This window comes from Streptomyces sp. NPDC058000 (assembly GCF_042886435.1).
Taxonomy (GTDB): Bacteria; Actinomycetota; Actinomycetes; order Streptomycetales; family Streptomycetaceae; genus Streptomyces.
In genome coordinates, this window is record NZ_JBHVQS010000047.1 from 48,603 (window position 1) to 67,710 (window position 19,108).

A 19,108-nucleotide genomic window follows, 5' to 3' on the forward strand; every position below is an offset into this window, starting at 1 on the left:
TCAGATCCCCCTCCCCAACCCCAACTGCGCCAACGACCCGCCCCGCGCCCGCCGCGCCAACTGCTCCTTCTGCGCCAGGTGCGCGAGGTACAACGCGGCCCCGGGATGCCCGGCCGGCAAATCACTCACCGTCAACACCTTCATCCCGATGCTGAGCGAAGCCCGAATCGGATTGAGGTTCACGTCGAACGCCGACTCGTTGACCGACAACTCCGTCAACCGCACCGGCATGACCCGCTTACTGCCCCACGTGAACAGCGTCAACGGCGTCTCAATGGGACTGATCTCAATAGTCCCGTTCTTGGTCAGCTTCGACGCCGCCAAAAGCTGCGCGGTGGTCGGCTGCACCAACATCTCCAACACCGCCAACTCCGGATGAATCCCGTCCGGCGCCGCTACGTCGAGCTGATCCGTCGCATCGATCTCAGCCGTGAACTTCCACGTCTCCTGCGCCGGCCCCTTCAGCCGCAGCGCCTCATTCCGATCCCCGCCGCTCCCACCCCCGCCGCCACCACTATCGCCCTCACCCCCGGCCGCCTGCGGCGCCACCTGCCGCTCCAACGTGTCCGGGTTGAACTGCAGCACAATGATCCGCTGCGGAATACCAAGATCGGGGTCGACGACAACGATCCCAGAACGGATGGGCTTGGGAATGTCGGCGTAGCGGGTCATGCTTCACCCCCCGCCTCGCCGAACGCGGCGATCGCTCGCCGGATTTCTTCAGCGATTTCCGGTTCTTTCTCGACGCTCAGCATCTTCTCCAGCTCCCCCTTGAGCTCAGGCCATGCCGCATACCTCATCGCCCAGACAGCAGCCCTGCGCACTGCCGCCTCACGGTGCCCCACAGACTCTCGGATCCGGGTCAGGATCTCTTCGTCTGTGGTTCTCGGTGCCGCCACGCCCAGCCGCAGCAGAGCAGCCGCCCACCCGGCGGGATACATGTTGACATCGAACTCTTCCGCCAGCTGGTCAATCGAGAAAGAAGGCAAGGAAGCTTGGATGCGTTCCGCGATCTCATCCGCTGCTTTCTCGATATGGTTCTGCGCCACCATATACAGCGTGTCGGCAAATTCGTCGATGATGAAGTGGACGGTATTGCCCTCGCTGGATTCCCATCGGGCTTCGTAAAACACGCCTCTATCGGGGTCTCGGGGTACGTGCCCCAGATATTCCCATCCTTGCTCCTCTGCGAACTCCCAGATTGCGTTGTCAGGAATATTGTGCCGAAGGACGATGCGACGGCTTGCGTGTCGCTCTTTCATGTTTTCTGCTACCTTTCCCTGCCTCATGAGGTGAGGCCATAAATTCTGTGGATTTCAGCACGAATCCTGTCGAACAATTCCTTCTTCGGTTCGGGGCTCCCGGTGTAGTCGAGCTGAAGCGATGACGCCCACCCTTGCAGGAACCTGATCTCACGCTGCGCCATGGCCTTCGCCCCGGGTGTGTCGGCGACCCCACCTTGGTGTGCTGCTCGCCCCCATGCAGCCCTGGTGTAGGAGTCTTCCCAGCGAGACATTTTTTCCTGGGCTCTTTCGCGTTCCGCCGGGTCGGCTTCCTTATTCCTGGAGATCTTCAGGGCCGCGTTATAGTCGGCTTTTGTGATTCCGTCTGCTGTCGTGTGACCGTCGCGCTGGAGCCCGGTGAGCCTTTCCAGATCTGAAGGGGTCACGCCTTCTCGTTTGCTGTAAGCAATCATCCTACGAGAAATGCTCTCGGGTGAGGCTGAACTGCTCGCTCCGGCGATCTGGTCCTCGAAGAGAAGCCTGGAGTTCAGTTGGCGTGCCATGCTCTGCGCTCCGCCGCCCCATTTGCTGTTTTTCTTTGCTACCTCGGTGCTTAGGCCCATTGGAATCTTCGGGAGAACTTTTTGAAGAGATGTCAATCCGCGTTGCCGCTGGGCGCGGGTGACCTGCGTCTCGGGGAGTTCGGCGAGGCTGTAGGCGAGGCCGCGATAGACGATGTCACTGGGGGAGCGATTCTCTTCCACCGCTCCCAGTGAGTGGAGGAAGAGACGTTGGTGCTGCGGTGCTGTCGCCGGTTCCGCAGTTCCGGTCAAGTCACCCATCATCGACTGGGCGAGATCTCGTTGTGCACCTTCCGGCATGCCGCCCAGCATGGTGGCGTAGGCATCGTTGAAGCGGTCTTCCTTTTTTACGCCCACCTGACTCACGAACCGGTTGCGCACGCTGGACCCTTGCTGCACGGAAGCGGAATCTCCGCTGTTGGTCGTGAAGCGCACATTTTGTCCGCGCGACATGTCCGTTTCCGGTTCCCTCAGGTGTGAGGCGAATGCTGGCGAGTACCCATTCTCTCCAACATTTACCTGTCGTCCTTGTCCGGACAGTGCCTCTGCGCGTGCTTGTGTTCTTGGCGAATTCTGCACCTCGCTAGCCACTGTTCGTATGAAGCGGAGAATCTCGTCTCGCTCAACCCTGACACCGGCTATTCGAGCTCTCGCCCTAGGGTTGAGAACGGCTTCGAAGTCGAATTTCTCTGCGCCTTGCTCGGTGAGCTCGGTGAGGCGATGCCAGAGCTTGAGAGTGCCCGCAGTTCCTCGGAGGATGCGGTCCTGTACGCCCTTTCTCAGCAGCCCGTTCAACGCTGGCCTTATTCGCGCGACAATCTTCGCCAGCCGGGCGTCCTTCGAGTCCTTCTTGTTCTCGTCTTCCTTTTTCTTGTCCTTCTTGTCGTTCTTTTCCTTGTTGGGGTCCTTGTCCTTGGGGTGGTCTTCCTTGGGCTTGTGGGGGCCCTTTTCGTCTGGCTTGTGTTTGGGTTTTTTGTTGTCGCCTTCCTTGGGCTTCTTCGGGTCGTGCTCCTTGTCGGGCTTGTTCTTCGGCTTCTTGGGGTCTTCGCCCGGGTGTTTGTCGTTGGGTTTGTGGGGGTGGTCGTCCTCGTTGCCGGGCTTGGGCTTGGTGGGGTCTTCTTCTTTGGGCTTGTTGGGTTTGTTGGGCTTGTTGGGGTCGTGGGGGTCTTCTTTGGGTTTGGTGGTCGGCTTTTCGTTGTCCTTGGGCTTGGCGGGTTCCTTGTCGGTGGGCTTGGTGGGGGAGTCCTCCTTGGGCTTGGGTGTGGATTCCGGTTCCTGCTTGGGCTTGGGGCGGGGTTCCGGTTCGGGCTTGGGTTTGGGGGACGGGGTGGGGCGGGTGTCCGGTTTTTCGTCGGCCTTGGACTTGGGCTTGCCGTTCTTGTCGTTGCCCGTGGGCTTCTTGGGCTCGTCGGCGGGGGACTTGGGCTTGCCGGGCGTCGGCCGTTCCGGGGTTTCGCCGGGTTTGGACGTGGGCTTGCCGGCCCCCGGCTTCTCGCCCGGTTTTTCGCCGGGCTTGGTCTCGCCGGGCTTGGTCTCGTGGGGCTTGGCGGTCGTCGGGCGGGTGGCCGGGGCGCCGGCGGACTTCGGGGCGGGTTCCTTGGAAGGGGCGTCGGCGGGCCGGGGTTTCTTGTCGCCGGTTCGGTCGCCCTTGCCGCCCGAGCCCTCGCCCGCGGCGCCCTTCCGGCCGCCGCGGCCTTCCTTGCCGAAGCCCTTGCCGAGGCGGGCGGCGACGCCCTTGAGGCGTTGGCCGACCTTGGCGACGTACTTGCCGATGCCGTTCAGGAGCCATTGGTAGAGGGTTTCGAGGAGGGCCACCACGCCCGCCGCGACGGCCTTGGCGAAGAGGATGCCGGCGCCGCCCGCGCGTACCGCCTTCAGCCAGTCGAGGACCATGGACAGCGCGCGCAGGATCGCGCTGAGCGCGCCCCACGCCGTGCGGATGGCGTCGATGACGGCCATCACCCAGCCGGCCCCGGGGATCAGCTTGGCCACGATCTTGGTCATGACCAGTTCGCCGATGATGAGCGGGAGTTGGGGGAGGACCGCCTCCCAGGCTTCCTTGACGATGTCGTCGAGTTTGAAGCCGCCGTTGAGGAGCTTGTCCAGGATGGCCTTCGGGACGCCGATGATTTCCTGGATCTTGTCCTTGAACCACTGTTTGACGGCGGTGGAGATCTCCCGGAAGAGATGGTTCTTCGCGCCGTCCACGGCGGAGTTCTTCGCGCCGCTCAGCCAGCCGCCCGGGTCGGAGAGGAAGTCGACCGCGATCAGCATCCAGTCGCCGAGCGCGCTCAGCAGTTTCGACGCGAAGTCCAGGACCGCCTTGATGGCCCCGATGACCTGCTTGATCGCTTCGTCGAGAACCTGCTTGAGGATGTCGAGAATTCCGCTGAGGAGTTTGCCGATGGCGTCGAGAAGGTCGGTGAGCACCTTCTTCAGCATCGTGGCGAGCTTGTTGACGAGGGCGATCGCGGCGGAGACGAGGTCGGCGATCAACTTGCGTATGCGCAGGGCGAGTTCGATGACCGCGCGGACCATGTCCTTCGCGAACTCGATCAGGTCGTTGATCAGGGTCTTGATGGCGTCCGCGATGTACTGGCGCGCCTCGTTGATCAAGCGCTCGACGGTCTCCTTGAAGTGCTTGATGAAGCCGACGACGGCCTCGCGGGCCCGCTTGATGACATCGACGATCGCGTTCTTGATCTCGATGACCTTGTTCTTGATCCAGTCGAACCCCTCGGAGAGCCAGTTCCCCGACTCGTTGACGCTGTCGTCGCGCTTCTTCTTCGCGTCGTTCTCGGCCGAGGTGTTCTTGTCCTGGATCTGCTTGTCGCCGTCGTCCTTTTCTTTGGTGGAGTCCTTGTCGGTCTGCTCTTCCTTGTCCTTGACGTCCTTACGGACCTTGTCGTGCCGGTCGGACTTCTTGTCGCCGAGCTTCTTCAGCTCCGTGTCTTGTTCTTTGCGCCAGTCGGAGCGGTGGTCGGTGACCTCGCCCATCGCCTTGTGGCGCTCTTCGGTCTGGCTCTTGGTGTTGCCGTCGATCTCGGCGTCGACCTGCTTCTTGTGCTTCTCCTGGGAGTCGCGGAAGTCCTGGTCCTTCTTCTCGCGGCCCTTGGACATGCTCTTCTGGCCGTCGCCGAACGCGGCCTGGAACTGCGGCCCCCGCTCGTGCTCCGCCACCTCCGAAGCCGCGTCGGGCGGTACCGCCCCGGTGTCCGCCGCCCCCTGCGGCCCGCCGCCCTTCCCGCCCTGGGCACCGGGCACCTTGGCGGCCATCTGCTCCTTGGGGGCGTCCGGGTAGACCTGGTCCTCGCCCATCGGCCGGCCCGCGTCGTCCCGGCCGGTCGCGACGGTGTCCTGGCCCTTGGCGTCGACGGCGCCGCCCTGCTCGTCGGCCTTGTCCCCGGCGGCGCCCTGCATCTGCACGCCCGGCGCATTGCCCGCCTGGGCCTTCTTCAGCGCCTCGTCCTTCGTCGGCAGCCCGGCGAACTTGGCGGCCAGCTCCTGCTTGTCCACCTTGAAGCCGAGCTCCTCGGCCACCCACCCGATGCCGAAGCCCAGGGCCATCTTGAAGGTCTGCCAGCCGCCGGGCTCCTCGGCCTTCTCCGCCTCGATCTGGCCCTCGGGCTCCTTGGCGCCGGTGACCTCGGCCTTGTCGGCGTTGGGCGCGTCGCTCTTCTGCGCCGGATTCTGGTCGTACTGCGCCGGGGCGTCGGTCTTCGGCTGGCCCTGGAGGGTCTGCGGCGCACCGGCCGGACGCTGCATCGAGGGCGGCGCCGCGGACAGCGCCTTGTGCTCGTCGCCGACCGTGCGGTCCACCGCACCGCCCACCCCGCCCATGGCCTCAAGTGCCTTGTGCGGCTTGAGTTTCGACGCGGTCGACAGGCCCGCCTCGGGGGAGACGTTCGACAGGTTCGGCGCCGGCCCGGAGTCCTTCTTGGCCTTCTTGACGGGCACGGCCGCACTGCCGCCGCCCCCGCCGCCTCCGCCCGCGCCCGTGGCGGCCGGCGCCGGCCGGGCCGCGGCCTCGGGTGCCCGCTCCTCCTTGGCGGCCGGCGCCGACGCGCCCGCCGACGCGTCGGCCGCCGGAGCCTCGGGGGCCGCCTTGGCCGACTGCGGAGCACCGCCCGCGCCCTGCTCCGCGCCCGCCGGGGCCCCCTTCTGCGCCGGCGCCTCCGTACGGGCCGCGGGCTGCTCCGTACGGGACCCGGTCCCCCCGCCCGACGGCTCGCGCCGCGCCCCGGCGGCCGCGTCCGCGCTCGCCCCACCGGAGGTGTCCGCGTTGGACCCGCCGGAGACATGGCTGTCCCGCCCCGGCGACGACATCTGGGCGCCGCCCGCCGGGGCGCCCTTGTCCGCCGGTGCCGCCCCGGCCTTCTGCTGCTCGCCGCCGCCCGCGGACCCGGCCGCCGCCGGCCCACCGCCCGCCGCCTGCGGGGAGCCCTTCTCCTGCCCGGCCCCCGACGCGTCGCCCGCGGCCGGCGTGCCCTTCTCCTCCTTGGCCGCCTGCTCCTGGGCCTCGCCGCCGCCCTCCGGCCGGCCCGGCGCCTCCTGCACCGCCACCTGCGCGGCCACCGGACCGGCCTTCGGGTCGGCGCCGCCCTTCGGATCCTTCGACGCGGTACCCGGCGCCGTCCGCGCCTCGGCGGCCCGGTCCGGGGCGAGCCCGTCGTCCGGCCCCGCCCCGTCCGCCTCGGTGGTGGCCTCCGCACCGGCCGGCCCGTCGTCGACGTCCTCCTCGGGCCCGGCGTCCGACGCCGCGTCCTCCGTGTCCTCGGCGGCCCGCTCCGCCTGCACCTTGTCGGCCCTGGTCACCGGCGGAGCCGGGAACGACGGGGCCGCCGGGCTGCCGGACGAGGACGGGTCCAGCTGGTCCGCGGTCGGTACGGCGGATACGTCCAGGTCCTGGGCCGGGAGGTAGTCGTCCGGCTGAAGCGTGACGTCCCAGGCGCTCGGCTCCCCGCCCCCGACGTCCACCTCGGACTCGCTGCCCGCGCCGAACGGGTCCTCGTCGGCCTGCGGCTCCGGGCCGTCGAGGTCCTGGGTGCGGACCCCGTCGAGCGTGCTCACCGCGCCGGGCTGCTGCGCCCCGGCCCCCGCCGTCGACGGCGAACCCGAGGGCTTCGCCTGCCCCCGCTTGTCCGCCGGGTTCAGCTGCTTCCCCGCCACCAGCGCGTCGACGGCGCCGGGACGGTTCTTGGCCGCGGACTCCTCCTTGCTGGCCACCGGGGTGCCCTCGCGCTCGGTGCCCTCCTTGCCGTCGGCCCCGGCGTCCTTCGCGCCCCCGGCCTGCTGCCCACCGTTGGAGGACTGTCCGTTGGAGGACTGTCCGTCGGGGGACTTCCCGTCGGTGGACTGCCCACCGCCGGCCGTCGCCCGGTCCGCCGGCTGACCGCCCGGTGCCGCGGCCGCGGACTGCGGCGCCTGCTGTGCGGGCGCGGCACCCGGCGCCCCGGCAGCGGCCCCCGGGGACGAGCCCCCGCCAACCACACGCTGCTCCGGCCCCGCGTTCCCGCCCTCCGTGACGGGCCCGCCCGGTGCGCCGCCGCCCTGCGGAGTGGTGCCGTCCTCCCGGGTCCCACCGTTCCGCGGGGTGCTCCCGGTGGCGCCCGCCGCCTCGTCCTCGTCCTTCTCCGGCCCGGGCGCCAGGCCCGGCTTCTCCTCCTGCTCCCGCTGTTCGGCCGCCTCCTGCCACGCGCTCTCGCGCGTGGACCGCAGCTCCTCGGCGGGGTCCGTCTCGACCACCGGCGCATCGAGCGAACCGCGCTCCAGCTCCTCGTCGGCCTCGATCTCCGCAACGAGGTCGAGCACCCGCTCGTGCTCCGAGCTGAGCAGCCGCCGCTCCAGCCGCTCCAGCACCGCGTCCTGCAACTCGTCGGGCAGCTGTGCCAGTTGCATCCGGGCGCGCTTGGACCGGTCCTCCGGATCCCCCCGCAACGACCGCAGCACCCCGTTGGCCAGCCGGTCCACCAACGTCGCCGGGTCGATCAGCTCCATGCGGCGGCGGTCGGCGTCCACCGTGGCGTAGCGCAGCCAGCCCGGGGTGGCCTGGCCCGGTTCGATCTCGGCCGCCGGCTCGGCCGCCCGTACGGCGCCGAGCATGGCGGACCGGACGGACTCCTGCGCCGCCGACTCCGCCTCCCGCTCGACGGTCTCCTGCGGCAGGCTGACCGCGCCCAGGTCGCGGCCGGCGCGCAACGCGCCCAGGCCGTGCGGGTTCTGGACGGTGTGCAGGAGTTCGTGGGCGAGGAGGCGCCGGCCGTCGGCCGTGCCGGGGCGGTAGGTGCCCGCGCGGAAGAAGATGTCCTGGCCGACGGCGAACGCGTCGGCGCCCATCAGCTCGGCGAGCTGCCCGGAGTCGCGGTCGGTGTGCAGGCGGACCTGGCTGAAGTCGTGGCCGAGCTGTTCCTCCAGCTCACGGCGGACGCTCAGGTCGAGGGGCTGGCCGGCGCCGCTGACGATGCGCTTGGGCTCGGGGGCGGCGGACCTGGCGGACCGCTCCTTGCGCTTGCGACGCCGTTCGTCGCGGGCGGACTGGCCGTCCTGGGCGGCCGACCGGGCCGAGCCGCTCATCGCGCCTCCCCCCGTCCGGCGAGGCCCGCGTGCACCGCACGGGCCAGTGCCTCACCCAGCCGTACGGGATGGGTGGTGGCCGGCAGCGGCGGCAGGCCGGCGAGCCCGTCGAGCGCGATGTCCGCACCGCCACCGTCCGCCGCCAGCGGCACGCCCCGCTCGCGTACGAGACGGCTCAACTCGGCCTGGAAGGCGGCCGATACCCGGCTCGGATCGACCCGGGCATCGAAGCCGTCCAGCACCAGCTCACCGATCTCGATCCGGAACGTGCCGGCGGAACGGCCGGACTGCGGCCCTTCGGACGCCGGCGCCGGCGCCGGCGCTGCCGCTCCCGATGACGGCGATGCCGATGGCGATGCCGATGCCGATGGCGATGCCGACGGCGCCGTCGCCGTCGCCGGTGAATCGGCACCGGGACCGGAACCCGTACCGGCCCCGTGCCCCGTACCGGCCCCGAACCCCGGACCGCTTCCGGCCGCCCGCGCGACGTTCCTGCCGATCTCGTGCTTCAGACCCATCCGTGGACCTCCGACGGCGCCAGAGAACGTTCCAACTTCAGGTACTCGGTGCGGGCCGCGGCCAGCATGTGGCGCATCTGGAGGCGGTCGCCCTCCTCCGCGGCGAGGAAGGCGCCGGAGAGCGCGATGTTGCGGATCGAGCCGCCGGCGACGGTGAGTTGGGCCAGCAGCGCCGGGTCGATGCCCTTCGTCGGGACCTGCGCCGGCAGCACCCGGCGCCAGATCTCCGCCCGCTCCCGTTCGGTGGGAAACGGGAAGTCGACCACGAAGCGGATCCGCCGCATGAAGGCCGAGTCCAGGGCCTTCTTCATGTTGGTGGTGAGGACGGCCAGGCCGCGGTACGCCTCCATCCGCATCAGCAGGTAGCTGACCTCCAGGTTGGCGTAGCGGTCGTGGCTGTCCTTGACCTCGCTGCGCTTGCCGAACAGCGCGTCCGCCTCGTCGAAGAGGAGCAGCGCCCCGCCGCGCTCGGCCGCGTCGAAGACCCGGCTGAGGTTCTTCTCCGTCTCGCCGATGTATTTGCTGACGACCTGGGAGAGGTCGATGACGAAGAGGTCCAGGCCCAGTTCCTTGGCCATCACCTCGGCGGCCAGCGTCTTGCCGGTGCCGGAACCGCCCGCGAAGAGCGCGGTGACGCCCAGACCGCTGCGCAGCGACTTCGCGAAGCCCCAGTCCTGGTAGACGGTGGCGCGCTGGCGTACGTGCGCGACGACCTCCTGGAGGATGCGCAACTGGCGGTCGGCGAGCACCAGATCGTCCCAGCCGGCCCGCGGTTCGATCCGGCGGCCCAGCTCGTCCAGGCCCATCCGCGCCTCGGTGAGGCCGGCCTGCCAGGCCAGCTCGGCGGCGTCGAGGGTGTCGGAGGCCGGCAGGTCGCGGCGCACGGTGGCGGCGGCCGCGCGGACGACGTGCGGCGGGAGCTGGAACTGGGCGACCAGGGAAGCGATGTGACGATCCGTCACCTCGGGGAGGTCGGTGAAGGCGTCCGCCCAGAGTCCCAGCTGCTCCTCGTCGGAGAGCTTCGGCACGGTGACCCGCTCGCCGCGCGGCTGGCCGGTCTGCCGCGGGTCCTGGCTGGAGACGACCAGCGGGACGGCGGCACCCGCGATGAAGGCGTCCGTGGCGGCGTACTGCTCGCGGTCCAACTCGCCGACCTCGACCAGCAGCGCGGCCGGCAGCAGGATCGCCTCCCGCTGCCAGAGCCGGGCCAGCCGGTCCCGTTCGGCGGGGTCGGTCGGAAGGTCCGCGGCGGCCATCGAGTACAGGCCGAGCCCCGAACGGCGGGCCGCGGTGGCCGCGATCTCCCCGCGGGTCCGCAGGTCGCCGCCGACCAGTTCGACGCGTAGCGGGGCGTCCGGGCCGGCGCCCGCCCAGCCCGCCGCCACCCGCAGGGCGGCCGCCTCGTACCCGGGCGGCAGGGTCTCCGGCGCGCCGGTGCGGCGGAGTTGGCCGTGCAGCCGGGCGTCCAGGTAGGGCGCGCCGGCCAGGAAGTGCAGGATCCGCTCGTCGAGGCGTAACCGGCCGGTGGTCAACCCGGTCTCGTCCGCCACCTCGACCAGCCGCCAGCGGCGCAGCGGGGCGACCGGGGTCAGGGCGCTCCAGTGGGGTTCGTCGAGCGCCGCCAGGGCGAGCGAGAACGTGGGGTACGGGCGGGTCGGATCGCCGCAGGCGGCGGCGCAGCGGACAGCGGTGGTCGGGTCCAGCTCGGCGGCCGCGGTGAGCAGTACGACCTCCCGCTCGAAGGGCGTCAGCCCGAAGCAGGCGGTGAGGGTGTCGAGGGCCTGGGGGGAGGGGGCGCCGGTGACGAGCGCTCGGGGGGCGCCGGCGCGCCGGCCGCTCCCGCCCGCACCCGGGCCCTCGTCGCCGTTCCTGGTCCCCTGGCTCTTCCCGTTCCCCTTGCCGTCCCCGTTGCCGTTCCCGTCCTGCTGTTCGTCCTCGGGCTCGCCCGTCGGGGCGTTCCCGTGGGCGTGGGCGGCATGCGCGTCCAGGCGCGCGAGCACGCCCCGGACGGCGGCGGCCAGCGCTTCCCCGCCCGTTTCCCTGTCCGCGTCGCCGTGCGCCGCCGCCCCGGGGCCGTACCCGCCGGTGCCCGCCATCTCCTCCTCCGCCCCCGTTCCCCGCACCGCGCCTCAGCCCTCCCCGCCGTCGTCGGCCCGGCCCGGGTCGTCGGTGCGGGCCGCGTCCCGGGTGCCGTCGCCGGTCGCCTTACGGGTGCGGGCGCGCGGCCGGCCCCCCGCGCGGCCGCCGCCCGAACTCCCGCGCTCGGCAGCGGACTTGGTCGTCGCCGGGGCGCCGCCCGCCGCCCTCTTCGCGGCCCGTTTCGCCGGGACGGAGGTCGCCGGTGCAGACGTCTCCGAGGCGGAGGCCGCCTGATCGGACACCTCGTCCGGTGCCGCGTCCGGTGCCGCGTCCGATGCCGATGCGGATGCCACTGCGGATGCCGCTGCCGGTATCGATCCCGTCGCGGCGACGCCCGCCGCGGGCGCCCCGCCCGTCACAGCCGCACCGGAGGATCCCCCCGAGCCCCCCAATGGCACCTCCGGCGGCACCTCCGGCACCACCGTCACCTCCGGTCGCCGCACCGGGCGGGCCGGGGCCGGCTTCTGGTGGCCGTCGAGCAGCACCAGCGACGCCTGGTAGGCCACCGACAGCGAGTAGGGCGTGTTGTTGAGCATGCCCCAGAGCTTGGAGGTCTCGTCCACGTCCATCTGGGTCGGCGCGAAGCGGACCTTCTGCAACGACTCGGCGAGATCGCTCCCCGCCAGATAGGGGCGCTCCGCCGCCTCCTCGATCAACTCCCGTGGTAGGACCGGGATTTCGTGCAGCGTCCGCACCACGCTGCCGATCAGCCGCTGCCCGACCAGCTCCTGCTCCTCCCCGTAGGCGCTGATCAGGAACTGCAGGTCGATCGCCGCGGCGGGGCGTTTGAGCAGGGTGCCGTCGGAGGCGCGGGTGACCAGGTCGTTGTTGCGCATCGAGGGGTTGTGGGTGACCTGGTACAGGAAGACGGTGATCGTCGGGTCGGTCGGCGGATCGGCGGGCGGTTTGCGGGTCTCCACCGAGACGGCCATGTCGATCTCGGGGTGGAGATTGTGCTCGATCAGCAGCGCAAGGGCCTGGGTGACCGTCGCGAGGGCGAGTGCGTTGCTCATGTGGACCGTCCCCCTGAAGTCCGTTGCTGGGAAGCCAGATAGTCCGAGAGGTTCAGCGCGGGCGCGCGCCGCTCGGGGCGGGCCGGGCGGGTGCCCGCCGCGGGCCGTTCGCTGCCGGCCGCGCCGGTCGCACTGACCTCAAGTCGGCCGATCTGTACGTGCACCACCCGCTCGGCGGGGCCGCGCGGTCCCCGCCGACCGGTCGCGGTCGCGGCGCGGCCCGGTGCGGGGCCACGGGGCGCCGGCCCGGCATCGGCCCGCGGCCGCAGGGCGCCGGCGGGTGCCGGGCCGGCCGCCTCCGCGCCCCACAGCGAAGCCCCCCGGTCCGCCGCCCCCTCCGTGCCGTGCGCCCCCGACCGCCCTCGCGGCGCTACGCCGTCGCCGGCGGCGACCCGGGCCCCGGGCACGGCCGTCGCCGCGGGCCGCAGCAGCGGTGCGGTGGCCGGCCCCGGCCACGGGTCGGCCGCCCCGCGCTCGGCCTCGGGCGCCGCCGCGGTGCGGATCACCGTCTCCCGTTCGTGCCGGGTACGGATCTCCGTCCGCCGTTCGGCGCGCGGCGGTGCACCGGCGAACGGTGCCGGGGCGGGCCATCCGGACGCCCGCGGGGACGACGACCCGTCGTCGTCCGGATCGTCGACGGCCGGCCCGCGCACCGCCTCCACCCGCTCGAACGGGCCCGGCAGCCGCGGCCGGACGAGGGTGCGTCGCGCCGGGGCGTCGCTGCCGTCGGGCGCGCCGAAGGGATCGGCGGGCGGCGCGGGGGCGTGCCGCGCCAGCAGCCGGCCGAGGTAGTCGCCGGACGCGGTGGGCGTCCGCTCGGGCATCTCAGGCATCCGCGCACAGCTCCAGGTAGTAGCGGCGCCGCAGCGGGCTGAGCGCCAGGATCTCGGGCTCGCTCCAGCCGTAGGCCGAGGCGAGCAGATGGACGTCGAGGAGGAGGTCCCGGGCCCAGGCGTCCAGTTCGGTCCACAGGTACGCGGCGATGTCCAGCTCCGCCGGGGTGGCCGCGCCGCACTCCGGACAGGCGATCTCCAGCGTCAGTTCCGCGCCGGGGTCGGCCGTCTCGGCGGCCTCGGCGAAGCGCTTGAGCACCGGATCGGGCAGCTGGGCGACCTCCTCGGCGGTGGCCTCCCGGCCGGCCCGCTGGGCGGCGAGCGCGCAGCGTGCCGCGAGCAGCCGCCGGGCGTCCGCGCCGTCCGGTGGTCGGGCGGCGGCCACGGCAACCAGGTCCGCGGGGGCGGGCAGTCGGAACCGCAGCGTCCACTCGCCCTCCGCCACCCGCAGTCCGCCCTCGGGTGGCCGCGGGCGGGTGGCCGCGAACTCCCCGGCGTCCAGCTCGAACTCCATCGCCGCGCCGCACGCCGGCACCGTGCAGGCGAGCGTGACCTCCAGCCGGTTGCCGAACAGTGCCCGGCGCAGGGCGAAGAGGTCGGCCGCCCGCTCCCCGAGCGGCACCGCCAGCAGGGTGTCGGGAGCCGCTCCGGGACGGGCCGCCCGGTGCAGCAGAAGGGCCCGGGCGGCGCCCTGCTCGGCCAGCCCGGCCTCCCAGGTGGCCAGCAGTTCCGCCGGCCCGGTGACCGTCATGCGTTACCCCGTCGCCGCTGCTCAGGCCGGGTGGGTGAACGAGGGCTCCTCGGGTTCGGGGACCTCGTAGTCGCGTTCCCAGCCCTCGCATTCGAGCTTGAGGCTCTGGATGGCCACCGCGTTGGCGTTGGCGTCCATCTCGCCCAGGACCTGGTACTCGCTGGGCCAGGACCGGTAGATCTTGTGCGAGACGGCGACCTGGCCGGCCTCGTTGAGGACCTGGATGATGATGTCCTTGCGGAAGTCGGCGAGCGAGACCTCCGAGCCGAGGCCGGCGCCGACCTGCCAGACCTTGTTGGCCCAGCGGTCGAACTCCGGGTCGTGGGTGACCCCGCGCTCCAGGGTGATGCCCTCGAACTCGGAGCGGCCCGGGGACTTGCGCGGGGAGCTGGGGTCGCCGCCGTTGCGGTGCTTGACGACCTCGGTGGTGCGCTTGAGCGGACTGATCTTGCTGACCCCCGCGACCGTCCGGCCGTCCCACAGGACCAGGAACTTGAAGTTCTTGTACGGGTCGAAGCGATGGGCGTTGATCTTGAACTCAGCCATCGGATTCCTTCACGTCGGATTCCTGTACGTCGGCGTCGTGGGGCGCACGGGGGCCGGCCCTTCCACCGGCCCCGGCGCCCCGCGCCCTAGAGGTCGAACTGGCCGGCCAGCTGCTGGATCTTGACGATCACGAACTCGGCCGGTTTGACGGGCGCGATGCCGACCACGACGTTCACGATCCCGTTCTCGATGTCCGCCTCGGTCGTGGTGTCCTTGTCGCACTTGACGAAGTACGCCTGCCGAGGGGTGCCGCCCTTGAAGGCGCCCTTCTCGAAGAGCGTGTGCAGGTACGCCGAGGCGTTGAGCCTGATCTGCTGCCACAGCTGCTCGTTGTTGGGCTCGAAGACCACCCACTGGAGGCCGCGCAGCAGGCTCTCCTCGACGTGCAGGGCCAGCCGCCGCACCGGGACGTACTTCCACTCGCTGTCCAGGGCGTCCGAGCCCTGGAGCGTGCGGGCGCCCCACACCAGCGGGCCGACCATCGGGAAGGCCCGCAGGCAGTTGATGCCGAGCGGGTTCAGTAGGCCGTTCTCGCGGTCGGTGAGCTTGACGGTCAGCCCGTGCACGCCGGCCAGCCGCGCCTCGGTGCCCGCCGGGGCCTTCCACACTCCGCGCTCGCCGTCGGTGCGGGCGATCACGCCGGCCAGCGCGCCGGACGGCGGGAAGGAGCGCAGCCGGCCGGTGAGCGGGTCGGTGAGTTGCAGGTGCGGGTAGTACAGGGCGGCGTGGTTGCCGCGGACCGCGTCGAAGGCGCCGATCCCGGCCCGGGCGGCGTCCACGCTGCCCCAGGCCGCGGGCGCGTCGACGAGCAGGAACATCCGCCGCTCCTCGCACAGCCGCTGGGCCGCCGAGATCACCGTGACCATATCGTCGGTGGACGCGTACGAGGCCAGCTCGGGCAGGGCGAGCAGATTGACGTCGGGGATGTCGCGCAGCGCCTGGAGGCCGCTCTTGCGGGCCTCGCTGCCGATGAGGTCGCGCGGTCCCGGCGGCTCGCCGTCCTCGCCGCCGCACAGCGGGAAGACCGGTGGGTTGACCGATGCCTCCAGCCCCAGGTCGTTGGCGCACTCGCCGACGAAGCGGACCACGTCACCGGGGTCGGCGGAGCCGGCCACGACCTGGACGCGGCGCCCGAAGGCGATCACCTGCGCACCGGCGAAGGCGTGCTTGCCGGGGGCGTCCGGCAGGGCCCGCAGCTTGTGCTCCAGCAGCAGCGCCAGCTCGGTGACGTCGCACGGCGGCTCGCCGTCGCAGTCCGGGTCGTAGAGGGTGAACTCCCGCTCCACCTCGCCGATCTTCACCGTCAACTCCACGTTCAGATCCGGGAGTTCGTGGTGGAACGGCTTGGAGACGGTGCCGGACGGGTCCGGGCGGCCCTCGCCCACCGCGGCGACCCGGATGAGCGTCGAGCCGGCGTTGACGATCGTCTCGACGAACCGGCCGTCGCCGGGGTTCATGGACAGGCCGGTGAAGGACTCGCGGGCCGTGCCGTGGGCGTCGAGGACCTGGAGGTTGAAGGTCGCCTCCGGGCACGGGGTGTCATGGTCCACGGCGACCCGTAGGCCGTCGCCCCAGATGCCCGGCTCCTTGGCGTGCACCTCCAGGACCGGGCACTGGCTGCGGCCCTCGGTGGACTCCAGGGTGACCTGGGCCTCCTTGCCGGTGCCGGCCTTGGCGACCCGGACGATCACCGCGTCGGCGCCGCCGTTGCCGAAGAACTGGTGGACGGCGTAGGCGACCGGGCTGCGCGAGGTCAGGCCGCCGAAGCGGCGTTCGAAATCGGCGAAGCTGGTGATCCGGACCGGCTGGTTGAGTGGACCGCGCCGGGTGTGACCGACGAACGCGGTCACGGAAGTCGTCACGGTGGTGATGCTGCGGATGCTGCTGGGAAGCTCTTCGACATAGACGCCGGGATAGGTCGTATGTGTCGGCATTCCCCCTCCAATCCCTTCAGGCACCGAGTGTGAGGACACCAAGAAATCGAGAAAACCGGGAGGGATGGGCGGGAAGAAGGGGGAGGGACGGCGGGTGCGGAAGAACCCGCGACCGCACCCCGTGCCGATCGTGGTCGTGCATCCCCCCACTACCCATCAAGTTCCCCCGTCTGCATCCGGTGCGAGGCGGTCCGTGATCTGCGGTCCGACCTGCACGGGATCAAGCCCGGACATGTACGACTCCGGCTTGTGACTCCTGATGCGTAAGTGCTCAACGCAGTGTGTTCTGGGGGGAGTTGAGGGGTCAAGGAGCTTTCCGGACACCCCCTGCGGAGGTCTTGTGTGGGCGCGTCGCACGTTCTTCCCAAACGGATTCCCACCTCCCCGCAACCGGAACCGGAAGGGCCGGGGCCACCCGGGCGCACGGGGGTCATCGGGACCGGCGCCCGAACGGCGCACCGCGACGGAGTGCACGGCGGATGACGGCACGGCCGCCCCCGTACCCGGTCGGCCCTGCGAAATGCCTCCGGCGCGCCGAGGCAGACCTGTGGAAAGGGGGTGGCGAAGTACGTTGGCCAAAAGATCTGTGACCGTAATCACCGCCGGAGTGTGATCTGTGATTTAGGGACGCATGTCCAGCGGCGATACCCTGCGAGACGGACATGCCGCGTATCCGGACACCGTGTATACGCCTCCCCAGTGACAGCGCCGTCACGTTGCCCTTCGCGGCACGCCCATCGCAGACGAACGAACCGCGATCACTACGGCGATTCTGAGAAGACAAGGGACGGACGCGCGTGGACCTGTTCGAGTACCAGGCGAGGGACCTCTTCGCCAAGCACGGTGTACCGGTGCTGGCCGGTGAAGTCATCGACACGCCTGAGGCGGCCCGCGCGGCGACCGAGCGCCTTGGCGGCAAGTCGGTCGTCAAGGCGCAGGTGAAGGTCGGTGGCCGTGGCAAGGCCGGTGGCGTGAAGCTCGCCGCCACGCCGGACGAGGCCGTCGCCCGCGCGACGGACATCCTCGGCATGGACATCAAGGGCCACACGGTCCACAAGGTGATGATCGCCGAGACCGCTCCGGAGATCGTCGAGGAGTACTACGTTTCGTACCTCCTCGACCGCACCAACCGCACCTTCCTGGCCATGGCCTCCGTGGCCGGCGGCATGGACATCGAGGAAGTCGCGGCCACCCGCCCCGACGAGCTCGCCAAGGTCCCGGTCGACGCCAACGAGGGCGTCTCCATCGAGAAGGCCCGCGAGATCGTCGCCCAGGCGAAGTTCCCGGCCGAGGTCGCCGAGCAGGTCGCCGAGGTGCTGGTCACCCTGTGGCAGACCTTCGTCAAGGAGGACGCCCTCCTGGTCGAGGTCAACCCGCTGGCCAAGGTCGCCTCCGGCGACGTCCTCGCCCTCGACGGCAAGGTCTCCCTGGACGCCAACGCCGAGTTCCGCCAGCCGGAGCACGACGCGCTGGAGGACAAGGACGCGGCTAACCCGCTCGAAGCCGCGGCCAAGGCCAAGGGCCTGAACTACGTCAAGCTCGACGGCCAGGTCGGCATCATCGGCAACGGCGCGGGTCTCGTCATGAGCACCCTGGACGTCGTCGCCTACGCCGGTGAGAACCACGGCGGCGTCAAGCCCGCCAACTTCCTCGACATCGGCGGCGGCGCCTCCGCCGAGGTCATGGCGAACGGCCTGGAGATCATCCTCGGCGACCCGGACGTGAAGTCCGTGTTCGTCAACGTCTTCGGCGGCATCACCGCGTGCGACGAGGTCGCCAACGGCATCGTGCAGGCCCTGGAGCTGCTGAAGTCCAAGGGCGAGAACGTCAGCAAGCCGCTGGTCGTCCGCCTCGACGGCAACAACGCGGAGCTGGGTCGCAAGATCCTCTCGGACGCCAACCACCCGCTGGTGCAGCGCGTGGACACGATGGACGGTGCGGCCGACAAGGCCGCCGAGCTGGCCGCGGCCAAGTAAGGGACGAGGACTCCAACAACCATGGCTATCTTCCTCACCAAGGACAGCAAGGTCATCGTCCAGGGGATGACCGGCGCTACCGGCATGAAGCACACCAAGCTCATGCTCGGTGACGGCACCAACATCGTCGGCGGTGTCAACCCGCGCAAGGCCGGCACCAGCGTCGACTTCGACGGCACCGAGGTCCCGGTCTTCGGCTCCGTCAAGGAAGCGATGGAGAAGACGGGCGCCAACGTCTCCGTCCTCTTCGTCCCGCCGGCCTTCGCCAAGGCCGCCGTCGTCGAGGCCATCGACGCCGAGATCCCGCTGGCCGTCGTCATCACCGAGGGCATCGCGGTGCACGACTCCGCCGCCTTCTGGGCGTACGCCAAGGCCAAGGGCAACAAGACCCGGATCATCGGCCCGAACTGCCCCGGCCTGATCACCCCCGGTCAGTCCAACGCCGGCATCATCCCGGGCGACATCACCAAGCCCGGCCGCATCGGCCTGGTGTCGAAGTCCGGCACGCTGACCTACCAGATGATGTACGAGCTGCGGGACATCGGCTTCTCGTCCGCCGTCGGCATCGGTGGCGACCCGGTCATCGGCACCACGCACATCGACGCCCTGGAGGCGTTCCAGGACGACCCCGACACCGACCTGATCGTGATGATCGGTGAGATCGGCGGCGACGCCGAGGAGCGGGCGGCCGACTACATCAAGGCCAACGTCACCAAGCCGGTCGTCGGCTACGTGGCGGGCTTCACCGCGCCCGAGGGCAAGACGATGGGCCACGCCGGCGCCATCGTGTCCGGTTCGTCCGGCACCGCCCAGGCGAAGAAGGAGGCCCTGGAGGCCGCGGGCGTGAAGGTCGGCAAGACCCCGTCCGAGACCGCGCTGCTGGCCCGCGAGATCCTCAACGGCTGACGGACTCCTGCCGCTGCCGCCGGTCCTGTCCTGCGGCGGCAGCACCGCAGTACGGGCGAGGGTGACCCCGACCCCTCTCGGGGGGCGGCGGGCCGCGGGAGCGCGGGGCCCCGGG

General features: G+C 70.8%; 12 protein-coding genes. 2 read left to right on the forward strand and 10 right to left on the reverse strand.

Features of this window, described 5'->3' with window-relative positions:
• The 10 genes from ACFVT2_RS32270 to ACFVT2_RS32315 all read right to left on the reverse strand — a co-directional run bounded on the left by ACFVT2_RS32270 (position 1) and on the right by ACFVT2_RS32315 (position 16,111).
• Positions 1-672: a hypothetical protein gene (locus ACFVT2_RS32270; RefSeq protein ID WP_390023657.1), complete on the reverse strand. Its 672-nt coding sequence runs from the start codon at positions 670-672 to the stop codon at positions 1-3.
• Positions 669-1,262 carry a hypothetical protein gene (locus ACFVT2_RS32275; protein ID WP_390023659.1) on the reverse strand — a complete coding sequence of 198 codons (594 nt, stop codon included), beginning with the start codon at positions 1,260-1,262 and terminating at the stop codon, positions 669-671. Before ACFVT2_RS32275 ends, ACFVT2_RS32270 begins: the two co-directional genes overlap by 4 nt.
• Before the next feature lie 23 nt (positions 1,263-1,285).
• Positions 1,286-8,377 (reverse strand): DUF4157 domain-containing protein, encoded by a 7,092-nt coding sequence (locus tag ACFVT2_RS32280; protein WP_390023661.1) that lies wholly within the window; start codon positions 8,375-8,377, stop codon positions 1,286-1,288.
• Positions 8,374-8,619, reverse strand: a complete 246-nt coding sequence (locus tag ACFVT2_RS32285; RefSeq protein ID WP_390023663.1) for a hypothetical protein — start codon at positions 8,617-8,619, stop codon at positions 8,374-8,376. The genes ACFVT2_RS32280 and ACFVT2_RS32285 overlap by 4 nt, the downstream gene beginning before the upstream one ends.
• Positions 8,620-8,885: 266 nt before the next feature.
• Positions 8,886-10,991 carry an ATP-binding protein gene (locus ACFVT2_RS32290; RefSeq protein ID WP_390023665.1) on the reverse strand — a complete coding sequence of 702 codons (2,106 nt, stop codon included), beginning with the start codon at positions 10,989-10,991 and terminating at the stop codon, positions 8,886-8,888.
• Between the two features lie 33 nt (positions 10,992-11,024).
• The gene (locus ACFVT2_RS32295) at positions 11,025-12,047 is read right to left on the reverse strand and encodes a DUF4255 domain-containing protein (RefSeq protein ID WP_390023667.1); all 1,023 of its coding nucleotides are present in this window, start codon (positions 12,045-12,047) and stop codon (positions 11,025-11,027) included.
• A complete protein-coding gene (locus ACFVT2_RS32300; protein ID WP_390023669.1) occupies positions 12,044-12,880 on the reverse strand; it encodes a hypothetical protein in 837 nt (278 codons plus the stop codon). The genes ACFVT2_RS32295 and ACFVT2_RS32300 overlap by 4 nt, the downstream gene beginning before the upstream one ends.
• Entirely contained in the window at positions 12,873-13,631 is a 759-nt protein-coding gene (locus ACFVT2_RS32305) for a hypothetical protein (protein ID WP_390023671.1), read from the reverse strand. The genes ACFVT2_RS32300 and ACFVT2_RS32305 overlap by 8 nt, the downstream gene beginning before the upstream one ends.
• A gap of 21 nt (positions 13,632-13,652) precedes the next feature.
• Positions 13,653-14,177, reverse strand: a complete 525-nt coding sequence (locus ACFVT2_RS32310; RefSeq protein WP_390023673.1) for a phage tail protein — start codon at positions 14,175-14,177, stop codon at positions 13,653-13,655.
• An 86-nt stretch (positions 14,178-14,263) separates the two neighbouring features.
• The gene (locus ACFVT2_RS32315; protein ID WP_390023675.1) at positions 14,264-16,111 is read right to left on the reverse strand and encodes a phage tail sheath family protein; all 1,848 of its coding nucleotides are present in this window, start codon (positions 16,109-16,111) and stop codon (positions 14,264-14,266) included.
• Positions 16,112-16,908: 797 nt separating this feature from the next.
• Here ACFVT2_RS32315 and sucC point away from each other — a divergent pair.
• Both sucC and sucD read left to right on the forward strand, forming a co-directional pair.
• On the forward strand, positions 16,909-18,087 hold the full coding sequence (gene sucC, locus ACFVT2_RS32320) for an ADP-forming succinate--CoA ligase subunit beta (RefSeq protein WP_390023677.1): 1,179 nt from the start codon (positions 16,909-16,911) through the stop codon (positions 18,085-18,087).
• Positions 18,088-18,108: 21 nt separating this feature from the next.
• Positions 18,109-18,993: a succinate--CoA ligase subunit alpha gene (sucD, locus tag ACFVT2_RS32325; protein WP_390023678.1), complete on the forward strand. Its 885-nt coding sequence runs from the start codon at positions 18,109-18,111 to the stop codon at positions 18,991-18,993.
• The last annotated feature ends 115 nt before the right edge of the window (positions 18,994-19,108 follow it).